Below are 17,302 nucleotides of genomic sequence, written 5' to 3' on the forward strand. Positions count from 1 at the left end.
CCTATGCGTCATTGACGGCGTATTGGATAAGCCTTTGACAAACTGCCGATAGGCTAGGTTTTTCTTCTATCGAGGCAAGCCAACCCTCGATGACTTCTCTAGAGATATGTATCTCAAGAAAATATTCCAAACCCGCTTCGACGGCCTCCGGTGGCGATCTTCCCGTGTCTAGCCCGGTAGCAACCATCGCATCCGGATCCTCGGTCCAAGGCTCCGACGCATAAATCGTGTCGTACTCGTCAAACTCCGACAGCCTTTCGACTATCTCTATCAGCCTGCCTACTTTCCCCATCGAGAAAACCCTCCTTTGCCATTCGGATGCAGAACCTTCTGGAAGATGGTACCAGGATCATGCTGAGATCTAGGCACGAGTTGCATCACTCCGGACTCATCGGCGTGATGCCACGAGAAACCATCAGGCGCGTTTTGGGGAGCCAGCCCCCTCGGCGTTCTCCGAAGATTAATTCCATGATTCTGCATGGCTTGAGCGAAAGCCGCTTCTCCCTCCATCGCCTGCAACAGCGCCTCGTTTGCTTCTTGATAATGTAGATCGCGTGAGATACCCGGATATGACGTAGGGGCTAGTCTCATTTCAAACACTACACTATAAAATCGGCCGGTCGGTAGGTGAGTTGCTCTGGCATTCGCCTCTCCTGCGGCAAGTTCCGGCGCAGGCTTGGATAAATCGACGCCTTGATAGAGGTCTGCCCCCTCGGACGCGCCTTCCTCCAACGCCTTGATGCCCGCATCACTTCCCCTGCCCTCAGCGGCAGATGCCCCTGAATCGGCCTGGCGCCTGGTGAGCCTTCTCACCACCTGACCGCCAACCGCACTCAAACCCTCGGCAAGGGCATTGCCACCTGCACCCAACAGTGCTCCGGTGCTCATCTCCGTTACGATGTTCCGGCCGTTTAGAGCGGCATGGACACCGCCGAACACAGCGCCGTCTGCTGCCATGGTCGAGCTTCGTGCGAAAAGGCCGGGTATGCCCTTCAGACCTTCTGCCGCGAACTTTCCCGTGAAGGTGAGGCCCGCGCTCTGAATGCCGTGGCCGGTTGCGAAAGCGCCGAGCAATTTCGCGGCTATGCCGGCCGAGCCGGCACGATCTTCAGCATCCTCGCTTTCGGCTTGCTCGGCTGCCTGCAACTCGCTGTAGCTTTTGTCGGAGAAAAGCCATTTCATTCCCGCGGCGAACTTATCGGCCTGATCGAATGTCGCGCCGTTGGCCACGAGCCTGACGCTGTCGTTCACAGCCGCAATCGGCTTTTGCCACCATGAGCCGGCGTTGAACCGCACACGGGCGGGGTGCAGGGCCATCTCGATCAAACCGGCCTCGAGGGCCTTTCCCTGAGCTTCCAGCTCTGCCGGCGCGATCCTCGGATTGTTTGCCGCGTTTTGGCGCAGGCGAGCCAAGGCGGACTGGAAAACCTGCCCAGCGAATGTGAAGCGCGCCTCCGGATCGCGCACGGCCTTGAGAAACTCACTCAGTTCGATGATGCGCTGCCGCAATGGCGCGCTCTCATCGACGTATCTCGCGCCGAAGCTGTCCGAGAGCGCCTGCGGAACCGCCAAGACCTTGCCGAAGCCCATCTGCTGTTGAGCAGCCCAGGCCCACGTGATGGCGGCTTGAAAATCCTGGGGCGTTGAGACCTTGCTCCAGTCCGGAGCCTTGCCGGGGAATATCTGGCTGATGTAGGCGACAGGATCGGCGTCGCGGGCGCCCATGATCAATTGGGCGGCGCCGGCTCTTACCTCGTATCGCTCGCGCTCTTCCAGCGAGCCGTTGGGGCTTGGTTCGAAATCCCGAAGCTCGGCATGTATTGCCTGGTTCGGCGCCCGATACATGTCGAAGAAAGACTTGGCGACGCCGGCCGTTGTCCTGAACTGATCGAAATGCTGCGGGCCGTCCTCGGCTCCGTAGATGTTGACGAAATCCTGAGCGGTCGGCTCCTCCTCCGGATATTTGCCCGTGGCGGCGATGACGGCCGGTGCGTTCTGCTCCGCAAGCAGGACCCTTGCACGCGCACCGATCAGTTGGGCTGCGGTGGCGGTGTTGGCCTGGTCCTTCAACGCCGCAACGTCACCAGGCTTCAGGTAGGTGATGGCATCGAGGGGGATGGCTGTCTTGTCTTCCGGCGTCGTCGAACCACTTCCGCCGAACGCCTGCGCCACGGTTTCATCTGGCGTGCGCGTTCCAACGCGATCGCCTTTCGCGGCCGCCGCATTTGCACTGTCCGAGGCACTGGAGCCACCAACGACGGCATCGTCCTTCGTCCGGCCCTGCGCCGCGCCCAGCATCTCGGCAGCCCGCTTCGGGTCCTGGGCGATCATCGCCTGGACCAGCGCCTTGGCCGTGTTGGTGCGCCAGGCGGCTTCCGCCGCTTGCCGGGCAAGCGGGTTGCCGATCTTGGCGATCAGGTCGGACCCGCTCTGCCGGATCGCCTCGAAGTTCGCGGTGTCGTTCGGGTCGCTTTGGGCGATGGCGCTCGTCGACATGGTGTCGACCTTGGTCCACTTGGCCAACTCATAGTCGTCGCGCCGCTGAAGCTGCCGTGCCGCCATGCGCAGCGCGCCGGTTTGACGCAGCGGTTCCTTCTGCCCGGCGAAAGCGGCGCGCTGGCTCTCGGGCATACCCGGCAAGGCGGCGGCAAACAGCTTGTCGAACAGGCCTGTCTTGACCACCCGGCCACTGTACGGATCGACCTGGCCGTACATGACTTCATGCAGGCCGGCGCCGTCGGCCGGCGCATTTGCCGTCACCTCGTCTTCCGCTTGCGCGATCTGGCCGTTGAACCGGCGGCGGGCCAGTTCGGCATCGAACGCCTCCTGCTGGTCCTTCATCTGCTGATAGCGCTCGGCGACAGCGGAAAGGTGATCGCCAAAACCCTGCATGGCGCCACCGATCGGCGAGCCCTGGGGGTATTGCGGCGCGTTGCCGGTATCGAGCCGGCGCTGGGCGATGGAAAGGGGGATGACGTGGACCATTTCAGTAGAGTCCCGAATAGCCGCCGGCTATGGCGGCGCTTGCCCGGGGCGAAAATGCCGAACCGCCGAGGCTCACAGCCTTGGTCGGGTCGTAGATTTTGGAGAGGCCGCCAACGAGCGCGCTGCCGGCGTTGAAGATCGATGCCGTCACCGCCTGCTTGCCGGAGAAGCGCGAAATGGCGGCCTGACTGTTGAGGTTGTTCTGGCGCAGCTGCGAGCTGTACTGGATCGCGTCGAGGTCCATCTGACCTTGCCTGGCATTGGCGGCCAGCACCTCGGTCGGCGAGCCGGATATGCCGACGCCGGAGGCGCCGGCCTGGGCGCGCGCCTGGGCCTGCAGCAGATCCTGCTTGTGGCGCTCCTGGCTCTGTTCGAAGGCCGCGCTTTGTGCCTCGGCCTGCGCCTGCTGCTCATAGGCCTTGGTCTGATAGTCGGCCATCTGCTTCGACTGCTGGCCTTCGACCAGCGCGCCGCCAACCGACAGGGCCGTGCCCGCCAGTCCAAGAAGGGCAAGTGTGCACATGGTTCAGCCTCGTTCGCTCAGAGAGGGAGTTGCGGGAATGAATTTGCTTTTGACGCCGTCCACGGGCGCGCCGAGCGGCGGGCGCGGGTCGAGCGCACCGCCGGGGGTCAGGAAGGAGAGCAGCACCCTGTCCGCCTGCAGCGCCGGCCGGCTGAGCCGGGCGGGCGGGGTGGCCCGAGCGCCGGCCATGGCGGCGCGGCGTGTGGTGGTCAGGTTCACCTTCAGCTCGCCGACGCCGGCGGCGTCGAACAGGCCATTGGCGGTGGCGATGCGCGGGCGAGCGCATCGGCCTCGAACAGTTCCTGGCGCAGCTGCTCGACCAGACGATGAACGGCGCGCCACCGGTCGACAAGCAGGGCTGCCCTGGCCTTGATCTCCTCGCCGAGTGCGGCGATGTCGGCGCGGGCCTCGCCGCGCGCGGCTTCCGCGCGGCGCTTGCCGGCGGCGTCGATGGTTTTTTCCAGCAGCGCGATCCGGTCGTTGCAGTCGTCGAGCGCGGCACGCGCTGCAGCCAGGTCGCCATCGCCGAAGACCGCGCGGTCCTCGGCTTCAGCCAGTTCGCTCTTGCAGGCGAGCGCGTCGTTGAGGTCGGTGTCGAGCAGAGCGATGACGGCCGCGAATTCGGCAGCCGTCCGCGCCCTGCCGAGGGTTTCGGCATGGGGGGATGTCATTGGGTGGGTTCCTTGTGGGGAGTGTTATCTCCCCCTCGAGGGGGAGATGGCCGGCAGGCCAGAGGGGGTCGGTACGACCGGATGCGACCTTCTGCGGCGGATGAAGGTTGGCGCCTCGCGTGAGGCGCCGGCATCGTTTCAGGCTAGGAGGTCGCGTCCCGTCGTACCGACCCCCTCTGTCGCCTTCGGCGACATCTCCCCCGTCGATCCAGGGGAATCGCATATGGCGATTTTGGGCTTGAAGTTGGTTTGAGAAGGGATTCTTTGGGAAGGCAGTCCAGCGAGGAGTGACTGCCATTACCAGCCTTGAGAGCTATTTCGGTACGGTGCCTGATCCGCGCGCGGCCAACGCCACACATCGGCTTGGCGACCTGATCGTGATGATGATCGCTGCGAGCCTGTGTGGCGCGACCAGCGCAACGGAGTTTTCGTTGTTCGCGCAAGAGCGCAAACAGGCGCTGTCGCGCTTGATCGACTATGAGGAGGCGCCTAGCCACGACACCTTCTCGCGGCTGTTGCGCCTGCTCGATCCGGAGGCCTTCGGACGGGCGTTCGCCGCCTTTGCCGCAGGCTTTGCCCAGGCACGTCAGGGTGTGGTCGCACTTGATGGCAAGGCGCTGCGGCGGGCCTATGAGAAAGGCCTTGCGGCCAGCCCGCCCCTGACGGTGTCGGCCTTTGCCAGCCAGACGCGGCTGTGTTTGGCGGCGGTCTCGCCCGGCGACGAAGACAATGAGGTCGAGGCTGCCCTCAAGGTCGTCGAACTCATTGATCTTACTGGCCGATTGGTCACGGCCGATGCCCTCCACTGCCACACGCGCATGGCCAAGGCCATCATTCAGCGCGGCGGCGACTATCTGCTCGCACTCAAGGGAAACCGCCGGCATTGGTTGGCTCGGGCCAATCAACAACTGGCCCAGACCACTCCCGCCGTCACTGAGCGGACCGAGACCAGCCATGGCCGCAACGAATGGCGGCAGGCAGAGGTCGTGGTGGCGGCTGAACCAATGATGCCGGGGCACAAGGCCTTCATCCGCATCACCAGCCGGCGCGATCAGGCCGAGCCGCTGACGCGCCTGTTCATGGCCTCAACGCTGCTGTCGCCACAGCAGGCGATCGACCTCACCAGAGCCCATTGGCAGATCGAGAACGCACTGCACTGGATGCTCAACGTTCATCTGCACGAGGACCTCAGTCGTGCCCGCAAGGACAACGCTCCCGCCAACACCGCCCTCATCAACCGCATCGCCAGAAATATCCTTCAGGCCGCCGACATCGACAAAGTCCCCATTAGCCACCGCATCAAGAAATGCGCTTGGAATGACGACTATCTCATCCAGGCAATCGCTCATATGCGATAGCCCTGCCCTCGAGGGGGGAGATCAACTACGGCTCGGCGTCGAACACCGGCGTGAACGCGCGGATCGTGCAGGGCGTCGGATTGACGTGGCGGATGCGCACCCGGCCCTGCCCTTCCCAGCTGTCGTCGATCGGCACCTCGACATTGCCGGTGAACAGTGTCGCCCCGCCGTCGGGTGCGACGATCGAGGGCATGCGCACCGGCTCCCAGCGGCCGCGCATGAAGGACTGCACCTCGAGCCCCGTGGTGTCGGTCTCGAGCAGCGACAGGATCGCTTTCGCCACCTTCTTGCGGCGGCCGATGATGGAGCCGTCCTTGCCGCCGACATCGAGTTCCAGCGTGTCGGCCGCCGCCGCATAGGGCAGGCCAAGCTGCCATTTGGCGGCAGTCGAGCCGCCCGGCAGCGTCACCGTGCCACCGCCGCTCACGGTGAGGCCATGGTAGACCTTGCCGTCTGCCAGCACGTCGACGGACTGGCCGGCAAGGTGTGCCGCCCCGCCCACCGTGGCCACTGCGGCGCCCGTATAGGTCAGGCCGCAATCGACCTCGAAGGCATCGGCGACGGCACCATATTCGAACGGCGCGGTCTTGACCTCGATATAGCGCCTGGTCACGCCACCGATAGTGCGCTTGACGACCAGCCAGAGGTCGTCATTGCCGTCCTGACCGGGAGTCACAGCGGCACTTTCGACAATTGCCCAGTCTACCCCGGTGAAGCTGCCGCCCAGGCGATGCCGATGCATGCCTCTAACTTCCTGGGATGGCTGGTGGGTGTAACCGCCCAGTTCGCCATTATCGAGCGGGAACCACAGCAACGGGTCAGGGTCGGTCTGGAAGGCCAGCTCGACCACGCCTTGCTTGGGGATGTGCTCGGAAATCTGGCCGACATCGTCCGAGGTGAAACGGCTCTGCGCCGTCTGCGTCAGCTCGGCGATGGATTTGCGCGAGCGCGTGACATAGAGAAACGACTGGCCGGCATCGACCGGGCGGATGCGGGCACAGCCGAAGGTGCGCGAGCGCCGGTTCTTGAACGAAGACGGCGTCAGCGCCTCGTCGATGCCCGAGCCCGAAAGCGCGCGCACGCCGCCTGAGGTGCCGATCATCAAGGCGCCGTCCGATTCCGCGATCCACTGGATGTCGTTGGCCTGGCCGCCGCCGGCCTGGACGAACTCCAGCGCATCATCGTCCTTCTCGCCCAACGCGAAATTGTCGAAGTCGCCGGTTTTCGATGCGTAGACCGAGAACTTGCGGCTGAAGGCCAGGCGCTCTTCGTACAGCGATCCGCTTTCGACATACTTCCCAGGCACGAACGTACCCAGCCGCCAGCGTGTGATCGGAGAGAAGTCGGGCAAGGCGTGGCCATAGAGCCTGACCTTGACCACTGTCGTGCTGGTGCGACTTGTGATCTTGGCCCAGCGCCAAACATTGTCGGCGCCGAGCAGTCGGATTGATCGGCCGACATCGGTTGTCTGAAAGCCCGTACCGCCGTTGATGCCGGATATGCTGGACGCGGTAAGGTCGAACGGCGTCATCATGTCGCCGTTCTCGGCCAACGCAACCTCTGAGATCCCGGTGTTGTTGGCGTCGTCCCCGCCGCCACCGGAGAAGTCGAATTTGTAGTATTCATAGGTCGTCTGGTTCTGAAACTCGTAAAAGCGCACTTCCGAGCCGGACCAGCCCCGTTCCCCGCTCCGGCCATCCAGCGAGACGTAATTCACGCCATTGTTTGAACCTGACAGTTTCCATTGTGTCGGCGTGTCGCCCCATTTGGCGGCATCCTCCGATGCAGAGATCCAGTAGGCGTTCGCCGCCTTTCCCTGACCGGCGGGGAACTGGTACTGAAGAAACCCGCTGCTCCCCGTCGACACAGTGACGGAGCCGTTTATTGCCCGGTCAAAGGCCCTCCAACTGGTTGTGCCCGTGCCGTTGTCAGTAACGGTGCCGCTCGGTGTCGTGGCGGAGGTCATCTGCGGCGTGGCGTGGCCAGTATTCGCCGGGGTGAGCGTCGTCGGCGTGGTGTTGATTTCGTCATAGGGGCCATCGAGAAAGGTGAAGTCTGCCAGCGACCAGGTGGTGTGCGCGGTGCGCGTCAGCACCTTGGGCGGATAGTCCTTGTGGCTGATCCACATCTGGTCGGCCGACTGCACATAGGCGAGCTCGAACAGGTCCGCTTCCAGATAGGGCGAGGCGACCTCCACCGTGCCGACGCGCGCACCATAGGCGTAGACGCGGATATAGAGGTCGCCGAATTCGAGCGCGTAGGCCTGGTCGGCCGAGAAGATGAACGGGATCAGCCGCGTCTTCTTGGCCGATGTCTTGACCTCGCCGGCGAAATAGGTGCCGCCGCGCTTGCGGATGCCGCCATGCGGCAGCGTGAGGAAGTTCTCGCATCGGGCAAGCGCCGCCCGATAGAAATCGAGCGACGCGCGGGCATGCAAGCGCGGACTGATTTCACCACGCGTGAAAACATCCTGGACGGGATAAAGCGTCGTCATCAGCGCACCATCCTGCTGTCGCCGCGCTGGCTGGACCAGGAGGCGGTGTAGAACCGGCCACCGCGCTGGATGGCATTGGCGTTGAGTGCCGCATCCAGCGCCCGGTCATAGGCCGAACGGGCAATGTCGATCATGCCCGATTTGTGGGTCAGCGGATGCGCGACCTTGATGGCAAGCGCGGCTACCAGCACCTCGGTGAACAGCGCGTCCCAGTCGTTGGGATCGGTGAGGTTGGCGAGGTAGCGGATGGTCAATGGACCCGGCTGGTCCGAATAGATCAGACCCGCCTCCTGGCGCCACGAGATCGGCACGCCGTCCGGTTCGCCATTGTGGGTCAAGGGCAGCGGCCGCAGGCAGTCGGCCGGCAGTTCATAGGCGACGTTCAAGCCGCAATCATTGCCGCCGCTGTCCGACCCCACCACATTGGCGCGCAGGATCGCGAACACCCAGGCGTATTTGGTCAGTTCGGCTTCGCATGTCAGGTCGAAATGCAGGTTCAACAGGCGCGCCGCCTTGACGTCCTGATCGAGACTGTCGATCGGCGCCTCGTCGAGCACGGCCAGCGCCATATTGGCGATATCGAGCGGGGTGATGGCCATGGCTCAGCGCCTCGTCCATACGGGTCGAGCAAGGGTCATGATTGTCTCCAGGCATGAAAAAAGCCGCTTGGAAGCGGCTTGGGAAAATCGTGGTCGGTGGAGCACCGGCGCCGAAGCTGCCGGGATCCTCACTGCTTCGGAATGGTGATGTCCTTGACCAGCGCCAGCCAGGCCATCTCAGCGGTCTGGTATTTGTCTTCGCTACCGTAGCAGGTCAGCGTGACGGCGCCGAACCGCGCTTCCTGCGCGGCCGCCCAAGCCCGCGTCGGCGTGCCGGATTCGTCGTAGCGGATCGAGGATATCGAGACGATAACGCCGCCTTCCATGAAATTGGTCGGCGGATCGACCACGACGGGGTCGACGCCGAGCTTGTCGAACTCTTCCACCAGATTGTCGGTGAATTCCTTCTGATACGCGTCAAAGAACTGCCGCGACGTCAGCGCTGCGTTGTTCATGGTCAGCATCACCTCGCATTCGCCGCTCTCGCCGCCGCAGGCATCGGACTTGCATTTGAGATCGATGTCCTGATCCTCGATCGCCGCCGACCAGAGCGCATCCTGATAGGTCAGGGTCACACCATGTGTCGGCTCGCTGATCTCGGCGGCGGAAACCGGCACGACAGAAGCAACGACCAGCAACAACACCGTTGGAAGCCGAAGCAAGATCGAGGCCTCTGGTTTCATTCCTTGAGATCCGCTGATGCCGCTTCAGACAGCGTGCCTGACGGCGGACGCGTTTGCCAGCAGGTTGCCGACCGAGAACGGGGCACCCTGCCCCGCCCTCTCGCCTCGGCCCGGTCAGGCCTCCGTCGTCTTCAGCGCGATGAAGGTCATGTTCTTGACGCTCGACGCGGTGCGGTCCCAGTTCACAGCCAGCGCCAGCTCGGTATCGGTGGCGAATTCGCCGGCCGAAGAGGCGTCGAGGAAGCGGGTGCCGGGCACATGCGGCACGAAATGCCGGCGGCCGACCATTTCGGTGACGCCGCCGCCATGACCCTGGCGCGGCTTGCGGTCGAACTCCAGCGGGCCGCCCTCGGTGTTGACCGGCAGCTCGTTCCACAGGATCGCCTTGTCCTTGAACATGAAGGCGGTGTAGACGCCCGCCGTCACCGGAATGTCGTCGTCGACGACGGCGCGCAGCCCCATGTAGTAGGGGATCAGCGGCCCGCCCTGCTCGGACGACGGCACATAGTCGATGAGGTCGGCGAGCTTCAGCGCCTTCATCTGCTTGGAGTGCATCCAGATCGTCTTGAACTTGTCCGCGCGATCGCCCATCAGATAGGCCGCCTCGATGATGTCGGTGTCGACGATGGAGGCGCCGGTGGTGCGCACCAGGTCGCCACCATCATTGGCGATGTTGTCGGCGACGACCCCCTTCAGGATGCCGAGCAGGGTCAGCTTGTTGGCGCGCTGCCAGTACTCGGTCTGCCGCTTGACGATCAGCTTCTGCGGATCGTCGCCCGCCAGGATCGAGGTCAGGTCCGGAACGCCCCACGCCTGGGCGCGGACGTTGCGGGCGGCGACCTCGCGGCGCGAGCCGACCTTCTTCATCTCGATGGAATCGGCCGGATCGTCATTGACCGGCTCGGACGGATCGTTGCCGAGATCTTTCCAGCCGGGCATGTCGACGGAGCGGCCGCCCATCGACAATTTGGACGAGATGGCCGGGTCGGAAAACAGGATTCCGGCCTGGTAGATTTCGAGCGACTGCACATGTTCCTCGAAAGCATATTGCGCATAGACGGACGGAACGATCGCGTCCGCGATGCGGGTGTAGGCATCTGCCATTTTTCTCTTCCTTCAGTTTGGGTTGGTGGTGAAGGTGTGTTGAGATTCAGGTCAGGCCGAGCCGAAAATGATGGCTTTCGAGAACCGGAGCGGAGCGGACATTTGGGTCCGTGAGCACCGGAAGCGCAGAAAGCCATCGTTTGCAGGCCGGGATCACCTGAATATCGACACAGCTTAGAGGGGGTTGTTCGGCATCCAGCGGTCCGGATTCTCCCCGGCCTCGCGAGCCAACCGCCGGGCACGGGCGGGGTCGCTTTTGACGAGGGCTGAAATGGCGGTCAGGTTGCGTTCGCCGGCGGCGTTGCGCTTGAACGGATTGCCTCCGCTGCGCCCGGCGCCGCCGTCGATCGTGTCTTCCCTGAACATCGCCTCGCCAATGGCGTGGAAGGCCTTGGCGATCTGCGGATCGGTCAGCGCCCCGTCAGGCAGAAGGATGCCCTTCGCCTTGTAGGCGTGGACCAGGCCGAGCTTCTTCATCGCCCGGTTGGCGACCTCGAGCTTCTGGCGAAAGCCGTCGCTGTCGGTCGGTCCCCAGTCCCGGACAAGGTCGTCATGGGTGGCTTCCACCGAGCGGGCGAGCGCGATCTCTTGGCGCGCGGCCTGCTCGGCCATGTAGCCGACGAACTTGTCGTGGTAGGCCTGTGCGATCTTCGGGCTTGCACCCGCTTCGACCGCCCAGGCCTTGGACGCATTGGCGAGCTCGTCCGAATAGGCGAAGTTTTCCGGCAGGCCTTCCGGCCGGCGGTATTCGACCTTCTCGGACGAGGTGACCGGACGCATGGTCTCGGGCAGCCGGGCATGAAAACGCTCCCAGTCTTCCCGCGATGCGTCCGGGCCGGGCACGCGCAGGCTCTCACCCTGCTGCCGCTCCAGTTCCGCATAGGATGTGAAAACCCGATCGAGGCTTTCAGGCTTGGTCCAGCCCTTGGTTTCAGCGAGCTTGCGGTTGCCTTCGGAAAGACCGTCAAACCAACTTTTGCCGGCCGCCGGGGCGGACCCATTGTCCCCGTTGGCCGGTGGCCGTACTGGGTTGCCCGCCGGCAGCGCACGCGCCGCCACGGACCCGGCGTCTGCCAGATCTGTCATGTGATGTTCCTCAAAAAGGTTTCGGATAGAGGTGAAATGCCGGCGCGCGTCAGCGCCTGCCATGCAGATCGCTTCTCACCCCGCCAGAAAGGGGAATGCCCTCAAGCGCGGTCAACTCAACTGGGAAGCGAACGGTGTTACGGTTGCGACACCCGGCAGGTGGTTGGCCGGTCGGGATCCAGTATCTTTCGCAGTTCTTTGATTTTCCCGCACAAAGTGTCGGTGTAGTGCGTGAACAGGTCCTGCTGATCCTTGGTGAACCCTTGGGAGAATTCGGCGCGTTCCTTGTCGTCCAGCCGGGTATCAAGTTCCCCGACTATTCCAGCGATCTGATTTCGCTCGACGTCGCGGCCGGACGCCTGTTTGAGGTATTCCAGATAACCGGCACCGGCGAACGCCACAAGGCTGAAGGCCATGAACATCAAGATGAGATTACGGGCTTCCGGCCGCGGCACTGGTCTTTTGAGTTCGGTATTCAACATCGCGGCTGTATAGCCGAGAATCAGGACGCCAATGCTGAGGGCTCCAAATTTCAGAAAACCCATCGCCGTGTCCATGTCGCTCCCCCTTGGCGAACAGCTCAATTCTCCGCCTGAAAACTATAACAGATTTCTCGGCAACTGCCCACTGCATGAGATATTAAACTTTCATCGCGCGTTAATAGCAACAAGACGCAAAGATCGGCTTTCAATTTCATCAAATTGTCGAGAACATTGCTGCCTGACGCGCATCGCATATCTTGCTGGAAAGGAGTTTCAGCACATCACTGTTAGCGTAGCGATGCGCTGGCACTGTCTCTCGGCTCAACACGTTCAGACATTATCGCCCCAGTTCTCCCACAGCAGCGTCACCGTCCCGGTCACGGCAATCGTCCCGTCGGCATCGATATCCGTGCCGGTGGCAAACGCCAAGTTGAGATAGAGGTCGACAGGCGTCGTCGTCCCATCCAGTGTCGCGGCGGCAGCGATGTCGGCGGTCGAGGCCGTGGAGAGCGCGGCGCCGGCGCCATCCAGCGGGCGCGCCGTCGAGGCCAGCACGTTGACCATGGCCCCAGTGAGCGTCGCGCTCGACGCCGCCGCCGAGCCGAGCGACCAGGTCAGCGCCGCATTGTCGTTGATGGTCGAGGCGCGGGTGGTGAGCACCGCGAACTGCAACCGTGCCGTGCCGCCCTTGATGCGCACCTTGCCGTCGGTGAAATCGAAGAGCTTTTGGGCGGCATAGGCCTGCGCATCGGCAACCGGCACCGGCATGCCGGCGAAGCTGAAGACGGTGCGGAAAGCACCGCCCTGCCCCGTGGTCACGGCTTTCAGGCCGAGTTTTGGCGGGGCAAGGCCGGCCTCGCGGGCGGCGGCACGGACAAGCGTCCGGGGAAGACCTCGGGTCATGGCATTTCTCCATTTTTCGATGAGACGAGAAGGGGGTACGCGCAGCGCGCGGGACGGGGCCAGGCTCGGCTTCGGCCGAGCCGTCATAGGCTGAATCATTTTGACAAGGACGAGAGCTAGCGCCTTGTTCGAAAGAGGTGTTTTGGCCTCCCGATCCATCAACGCCCGAGAAACCATGTCTTATATCGTGAGCGTCCATGCCCCCGTTCCGCCGCAATGCGACCGCACGGGACGATCGATAGGGATTTCAGACCTTTAAGGGAGACCTCGCATGACCTTTCACAAAGCCATGGCCGCCGTGCTGATGACCGCCGCACTTGCCGGCTGCCAGTCGCAGACCGAAGGCCAGCAGCGCGCCACGACCGGCGCGCTCATCGGCGGCGCCGGCGGCGCTCTCGTCGGCCAGGCGATCGGCGGCAACACCAAGAGCACGGTCATCGGTGCGGCCAGCGGCGCGCTGCTTGGCGCCGTCGTCGGCTCGGCCACCACCCCGCAGCGCCGCGGCGACGAGATGTGCCGCTACCAGGACCGCTACGGCCGCATCTACACCGCGCCCTGCGACGACCGCTACTACAACGGCAATTATTGAGACCTCAGCTCCCTTCTCCCCGTTCCACGGGGAGAAGGTGCCCGAAGGGCGGATGAGGGGCAGCGCCGAGGCCTGAAAAGCTGGCACTGCCCTTACCCCCAAAGCATTTCGACGCTATCGTCTCTTCTCCAAAGGGGGTGACGATGCGACTTCTGATAGCCTCACTGCTGGTTGTCTGTTCGGTCTCCGCACAGGCCAAAGAAGCCATCAACATTGACCAGATCGGCGGTTGCCTGGTCTTGCCGGTTGCCGCCGTCGACAATCACATCAAAGCCATTTTCGAAGTGACCCTGGACAAGGCCGGCAAGGTCAAGTCGGTCACCGTCGTATCCTACGAGCCGCATTCCGAACCGGCGGCACAAGCGGCCCGGCAACTTTCGAGATCGGTCCAGCGATGCTGGCCGCCGGGCGTCAAAACCAGCCCGATGCGCATCACGGTGGATCTGAGCGAAGTCTAGGCGTCCAGGACATTCGCCGATGCCAACCTGTCATTTCTGACCGTCTCGCCAATGCCATGGAACATTGGAGGGTGTATTGGCCAGTTCCAGGGGTGGCTCCAGTTCGCCGTACTTCCCTTCGAAGCGTTCACGCCATTCCTGCTCGTCAAGCACGTTGGCGGAATTTCGGACATCCGCAGCACTAACCCGAATCCAAGGGGAGTTGGGCTTAAGCTTGGCATACGCGCCTCCCGCGCCAATAATCGCGGGGCGATGGTCCCAATCAACGAACCGTGGTGGTCTATTGTCTGGTAGTGGTGTCATGTTTGACTCCTTGAATCAATGTTCCCGCACTATAGCACTGACTTCCAGAATATTCATGCAGAAATGGAGGAACATTAGCGCAAGCCCGTTATTTCCAGGCCGCTCCGATTAGTTGCCAAAGGATATTGTCTGCGGCACTGGGTCGATAAATCGGTTTGACGAAGCTATTTCGACGTCGACGAACTTGATCCGCCCTTCAATCTGGCGAACACCTCCCTCCAGAGTGGATCAGTATCGCGACGAGCCGCAGCGTAAAGTGCAGCCTCCTGCCCCTCAAGATCAATCTGCTGAGGGCTACCTTCTTCTAAGCCCCTGCTACGCGTATAAAAATCCTGCCCCCCGAGTTCGTACTTAGCCTTGTAGATGTTCGGCTCCCACATTTGAACTTCGCCCAGCGTGCCGTCATCAAAGCGGACCATTACTTTTCGATCGAAGTAACCGTTGTCTTTTCCAGCCCACTTTTCATCCAGAATTTCGTACCGCTGAGCGAGCCGGGCGACGATCTCATCGGCTTGTGCGGGTGTCTTGACCACGAACCCGGCTCTGACCACGTCAGTCAGCCCCGACGCATCCTCGTATCCCTTGCGTCCAATCTTTTCGTCCGCTGTAGTCCTCTTCTTCATACCCTTGGTCACGAACTCTGCGCCGACTGAATCAGCAATTTCATGGCCGGTGCCCTCAAGATTTGCCTGCCATTTGGGCGCGACCGAGTACAGACCATCCAGCGACGTCGCGGGTTGCTTCGAGAAATCATCAGGCTGTGGCTTGGTCGGCGTGTTTGCCGCTGCGTTCTGTCCGGCGGCCGGTTCCTGAACCGGTCCGGTGGCATCTTCGGAAGTCCGAGCTTTAGCCACTGCCGAAACACCGGCAGATCGTTCTGCTTGCCCGGCCGCCCCGGAACCGGCCCATTCAGCCGCTCGCGCTATTCCTTTGGCAATACCTTCACCCAAGCCCCAGGTCGCCGCATCAGATCCCTGACGCATCATCAAATCTTCAACGTCGTTCGCCGGCTCGTAGTAATCGTCTTCCTTTTTCGGAGATTCGATGTTGGCTCCGCCCAGTGAAGCAAGGTTGTAGCCAATCTGGTCACTGACCCTGCCTAACGATATCCCCGCATTGGCAGCGAGTTTGCCAAGCGCTTTGGCCTCCGATGCAAATATTGAACTCGTGGATGGCGGTTGATAGCCAGCCTCGACCGGCATGATCCAACCCAGATCAGCGGCAGCCAGTTGCTTACCCACGGCTGCCCGGGCAACAGGGCCGGACGTTTTCGCAAGCAGCGCGCCTATTTTCGCGTTCTTTTCCTGCTGGTACGTACTAGGACTATTACGATTGTCCGAAAGCTCTTGAATGATGTGCTGCGGCACGAGCTGGGGATTCTCGATGCCCAGTCCTTCTTGCGCGGCAAGTGTTATGGCTATCGCCTTGTCGTAAGCTTCCTTGTTATACCCGTCGGGATCTTCGAGCCCGCCACCGATCACGGCTTTCCAGGCTGTGGCGATTGCCGGCACCGACTCCGCGACGGAGCCCCAGGCGTCGGTTCGTCTTCCGGTGAGAACCCGCATAGCGGCAACGGCGGTTGCCAGGCGATGCAGATTATCTTCCTGCGATCGGCCGGACTCCGAAGTGGCATCAAGAAGGGCGGCATTGACCGCCTTGTTCGTCATGGTCCGCATGTCGAAGACTTGCTTGTTGACGCCGACCTGCCACTCGAGACCCTTCCGGCGCCTGTCGCCCTCGTCGAGGCCATAGATGATCCTGTAAGCATCCTTGCCCGGCATCGTGCCGGAATAGGCGCCGGTGCGCGCAATCTCGTCCGGCGCTTCTGTCTCGGCCCGACCGATGGCAGCGCGGATCTCGATCTCCTGAGCGAGCTTGGCCGCTCTCGCCTTTCGAACCAGCGCTTCCTGTTGCGCCTGCGGAAGGTCGTCCCTGAACGCCTGTGCTATACGCTCATCCGGTGTCTGCGTGCCGACACGGTCGTCTTTCCCCGCAGCCATGTTTGGGCTGCTCGACAAGGAACTGTCGGCGGCTTGCGCGCTGTCGCCCGTAGCCCCGCTGCCGGAGGCCGGCGTCCCGACACCAAATATCTCCAGCGCGCGCTTCGGGTCCTTGGCGATCAGCGCCTCGAACCGCATCTTCGCGGCCGTGCCGAACCAGTCCCTCACCTTCTGCTGTCTGATCCCCGGGTCGAGACCCATCTTGTCGATCAGATCGAGCCCTTGCTGGCGGGCCGCTTCGAAGGTGGCGTGATCGTCGGGGTTGGCACTGCCGATGGCGATGGCGCTGGTCTTCAGCGCCGTATCGACCTCGGCCTGCTCATAATCCTTGCGCCGCTGAAGCTGCCGTGCCGCCATGCGCCGCGCGCCAACCGCTCGCATCGCCTCCTTCTGCCCGGCGAAAGCGGCGCGCTGGCTGTCGGGCATGCTAGGAAAGGCGGCGGCAAACAGCTTGTCGAACAGCCCGGTCTTCACCACCCGGCCGCTGTACGGATCGACTTGGCCATACATGGTGTCATGCAGGCCGGCCCCGTCGGCCGGCGCGTTCGCCGTCACCTCGTCTTCCGCCTGCGCGATCTGGCCGTTGAACCGGCGGCGTGCCAGCTCGGCGTCGAACGCCTCCTGCTGGTCCTTCATCTGCTGGTAGCGCTCGGCGGCAGCGGAAAGGTGCTCGCCCAGCCCCTGCATGGCGCCGCCGATCGGCGATCCCTGCGGATATTGCGGCGCGTTGCCGGTATCGAGCCGGCGCTGGGCGATGGAAAGCGGGATGACGTGGACCATTGGCTGTTTCCTGCTCGAATGGCTTTGAACAAAGGCGCGCCGGCGATCGTGGCACGGCCGGGACGCGCGCACGCTGGGGCTGACGCGGTCGCGGGTTTTGTCGGATCGATTCTTTGGAAGCCCCCAGGAGCCGCGGGCTGCCTGTGTGGGTCAATGAACGGCGTCGGCAGTGCTACCACGATGTGAAGCCGCGGCGACCGCGACTGGCTCCTTCTCACCGTGCACGGGGAGAGGGTCACGGAACGGTATGGGGGGCAGCGCTAAGTTCCGAAATGCTGGCGCCG

General features: G+C 62.9%; 16 protein-coding genes. 3 read left to right on the forward strand and 13 right to left on the reverse strand.

From position 1 onward, the window contains the following. Window position 1: 1 nt before the first annotated feature. Genes HB778_RS02175 through HB778_RS02190 form a run of 5 tightly spaced genes read right to left on the reverse strand, consistent with a single transcriptional unit; the run spans window position 2 to window position 4,179 of the window. On the reverse strand, window positions 2–292 hold the full coding sequence (locus HB778_RS02175; protein ID WP_183461105.1) for a hypothetical protein: 291 nt from the start codon (window positions 290–292) through the stop codon (window positions 2–4). Then, window positions 280–2,985, reverse strand: a complete 2,706-nt coding sequence (locus HB778_RS02180) for an HNH endonuclease (protein ID WP_183461107.1) — start codon at window positions 2,983–2,985, stop codon at window positions 280–282. Before HB778_RS02180 ends, HB778_RS02175 begins: the two co-directional genes overlap by 13 nt. A gap of 1 nt (window position 2,986) precedes the next feature. After that, window positions 2,987–3,508, reverse strand: coding sequence for a hypothetical protein (locus tag HB778_RS02185; protein ID WP_183461109.1), 522 nt, complete (start codon window positions 3,506–3,508; stop codon window positions 2,987–2,989). A gap of 3 nt (window positions 3,509–3,511) precedes the next feature. Next, entirely contained in the window at window positions 3,512–3,727 is a 216-nt protein-coding gene (locus HB778_RS41145; RefSeq protein WP_244661768.1) for a hypothetical protein, read from the reverse strand. A gap of 2 nt (window positions 3,728–3,729) precedes the next feature. After that, the gene (locus HB778_RS02190; RefSeq protein ID WP_244661769.1) at window positions 3,730–4,179 is read right to left on the reverse strand and encodes a hypothetical protein; all 450 of its coding nucleotides are present in this window, start codon (window positions 4,177–4,179) and stop codon (window positions 3,730–3,732) included. 287 nt (window positions 4,180–4,466) lie between these two features. On the opposite strand from HB778_RS02190, the gene HB778_RS02195 reads away from it, so the two are divergent. After that, window positions 4,467–5,537 (forward strand): ISAs1 family transposase, encoded by a 1,071-nt coding sequence (locus HB778_RS02195; RefSeq protein WP_244661770.1) that lies wholly within the window; start codon window positions 4,467–4,469, stop codon window positions 5,535–5,537. A 25-nt stretch (window positions 5,538–5,562) separates the two neighbouring features. On the opposite strand, the gene HB778_RS02200 is transcribed toward HB778_RS02195, so the two are convergent. From HB778_RS02200 to HB778_RS02230, 7 genes are all read right to left on the reverse strand, one after another. Further along, entirely contained in the window at window positions 5,563–8,031 is a 2,469-nt protein-coding gene (locus HB778_RS02200) for a hypothetical protein (protein ID WP_183461110.1), read from the reverse strand. Further along, a complete protein-coding gene (locus HB778_RS02205; RefSeq protein ID WP_183461112.1) occupies window positions 8,031–8,630 on the reverse strand; it encodes a hypothetical protein in 600 nt (199 codons plus the stop codon). Before HB778_RS02205 ends, HB778_RS02200 begins: the two co-directional genes overlap by 1 nt. A 128-nt stretch (window positions 8,631–8,758) precedes the next feature. Further along, window positions 8,759–9,292: a hypothetical protein gene (locus HB778_RS02210; protein WP_183461114.1), complete on the reverse strand. Its 534-nt coding sequence runs from the start codon at window positions 9,290–9,292 to the stop codon at window positions 8,759–8,761. A gap of 135 nt (window positions 9,293–9,427) precedes the next feature. Next, window positions 9,428–10,417 (reverse strand): Coat protein, encoded by a 990-nt coding sequence (locus HB778_RS02215; protein ID WP_183461117.1) that lies wholly within the window; start codon window positions 10,415–10,417, stop codon window positions 9,428–9,430. Between the two features lie 174 nt (window positions 10,418–10,591). Further along, a complete protein-coding gene (locus HB778_RS02220) occupies window positions 10,592–11,503 on the reverse strand; it encodes a hypothetical protein (RefSeq protein WP_183461119.1) in 912 nt (303 codons plus the stop codon). Between the two features lie 137 nt (window positions 11,504–11,640). After that, entirely contained in the window at window positions 11,641–12,060 is a 420-nt protein-coding gene (locus HB778_RS02225; RefSeq protein WP_183461121.1) for a hypothetical protein, read from the reverse strand. 255 nt (window positions 12,061–12,315) lie between these two features. Next, window positions 12,316–12,888: a hypothetical protein gene (locus tag HB778_RS02230; RefSeq protein ID WP_183461123.1), complete on the reverse strand. Its 573-nt coding sequence runs from the start codon at window positions 12,886–12,888 to the stop codon at window positions 12,316–12,318. Between the two features lie 271 nt (window positions 12,889–13,159). On the opposite strand from HB778_RS02230, the gene HB778_RS02235 reads away from it, so the two are divergent. Beyond that, on the forward strand, window positions 13,160–13,477 hold the full coding sequence (locus tag HB778_RS02235) for a YMGG-like glycine zipper-containing protein (RefSeq protein WP_096447789.1): 318 nt from the start codon (window positions 13,160–13,162) through the stop codon (window positions 13,475–13,477). A gap of 143 nt (window positions 13,478–13,620) precedes the next feature. Beyond that, window positions 13,621–13,935 carry a hypothetical protein gene (locus HB778_RS02240; protein ID WP_183461125.1) on the forward strand — a complete coding sequence of 105 codons (315 nt, stop codon included), beginning with the start codon at window positions 13,621–13,623 and terminating at the stop codon, window positions 13,933–13,935. 467 nt (window positions 13,936–14,402) lie between these two features. Here HB778_RS02240 and HB778_RS02245 read toward each other — a convergent pair whose 3' ends face one another. Beyond that, complete coding sequence (locus tag HB778_RS02245) at window positions 14,403–17,018, reverse strand: hypothetical protein (protein WP_183461127.1); 2,616 nt, start codon at window positions 17,016–17,018, stop codon at window positions 14,403–14,405. Between the last annotated feature and the right edge of the window lie 284 nt (window positions 17,019–17,302).

The organism is Mesorhizobium huakuii (assembly GCF_014189455.1).
GTDB lineage: Bacteria > Pseudomonadota > Alphaproteobacteria > Rhizobiales > Rhizobiaceae > Mesorhizobium > Mesorhizobium huakuii_A.

Bases quoted from the DNA above. Each gene is read 5' to 3' on its own strand.
- HB778_RS02175 (WP_183461105.1), bottom strand. From the start codon at position 292: ATGGGGAAAGTAGGCAGGCTGATAGAGATAGTCGAAAGGCTGTCGGAG.
- HB778_RS02180 (WP_183461107.1), bottom strand. From the start codon at position 2,985: ATGGTCCACGTCATCCCCCTTTCCATCGCCCAGCGCCGGCTCGATACC.
- HB778_RS02185 (WP_183461109.1), bottom strand. From the start codon at position 3,508: ATGTGCACACTTGCCCTTCTTGGACTGGCGGGCACGGCCCTGTCGGTT.
- HB778_RS02190 (WP_244661769.1), bottom strand. From the start codon at position 4,179: ATGACATCCCCCCATGCCGAAACCCTCGGCAGGGCGCGGACGGCTGCC.
- HB778_RS02200 (WP_183461110.1), bottom strand. From the start codon at position 8,031: ATGACGACGCTTTATCCCGTCCAGGATGTTTTCACGCGTGGTGAAATC.
- HB778_RS02205 (WP_183461112.1), bottom strand. From the start codon at position 8,630: ATGGCCATCACCCCGCTCGATATCGCCAATATGGCGCTGGCCGTGCTC.
- HB778_RS02215 (WP_183461117.1), bottom strand. From the start codon at position 10,417: ATGGCAGATGCCTACACCCGCATCGCGGACGCGATCGTTCCGTCCGTC.
- HB778_RS02220 (WP_183461119.1), bottom strand. From the start codon at position 11,503: ATGACAGATCTGGCAGACGCCGGGTCCGTGGCGGCGCGTGCGCTGCCG.
- HB778_RS02225 (WP_183461121.1), bottom strand. From the start codon at position 12,060: ATGGACACGGCGATGGGTTTTCTGAAATTTGGAGCCCTCAGCATTGGC.
- HB778_RS02230 (WP_183461123.1), bottom strand. From the start codon at position 12,888: ATGACCCGAGGTCTTCCCCGGACGCTTGTCCGTGCCGCCGCCCGCGAG.
- HB778_RS02235 (WP_096447789.1), top strand. From the start codon at position 13,160: ATGACCTTTCACAAAGCCATGGCCGCCGTGCTGATGACCGCCGCACTT.
- HB778_RS02240 (WP_183461125.1), top strand. From the start codon at position 13,621: ATGCGACTTCTGATAGCCTCACTGCTGGTTGTCTGTTCGGTCTCCGCA.
- HB778_RS02245 (WP_183461127.1), bottom strand. From the start codon at position 17,018: ATGGTCCACGTCATCCCGCTTTCCATCGCCCAGCGCCGGCTCGATACC.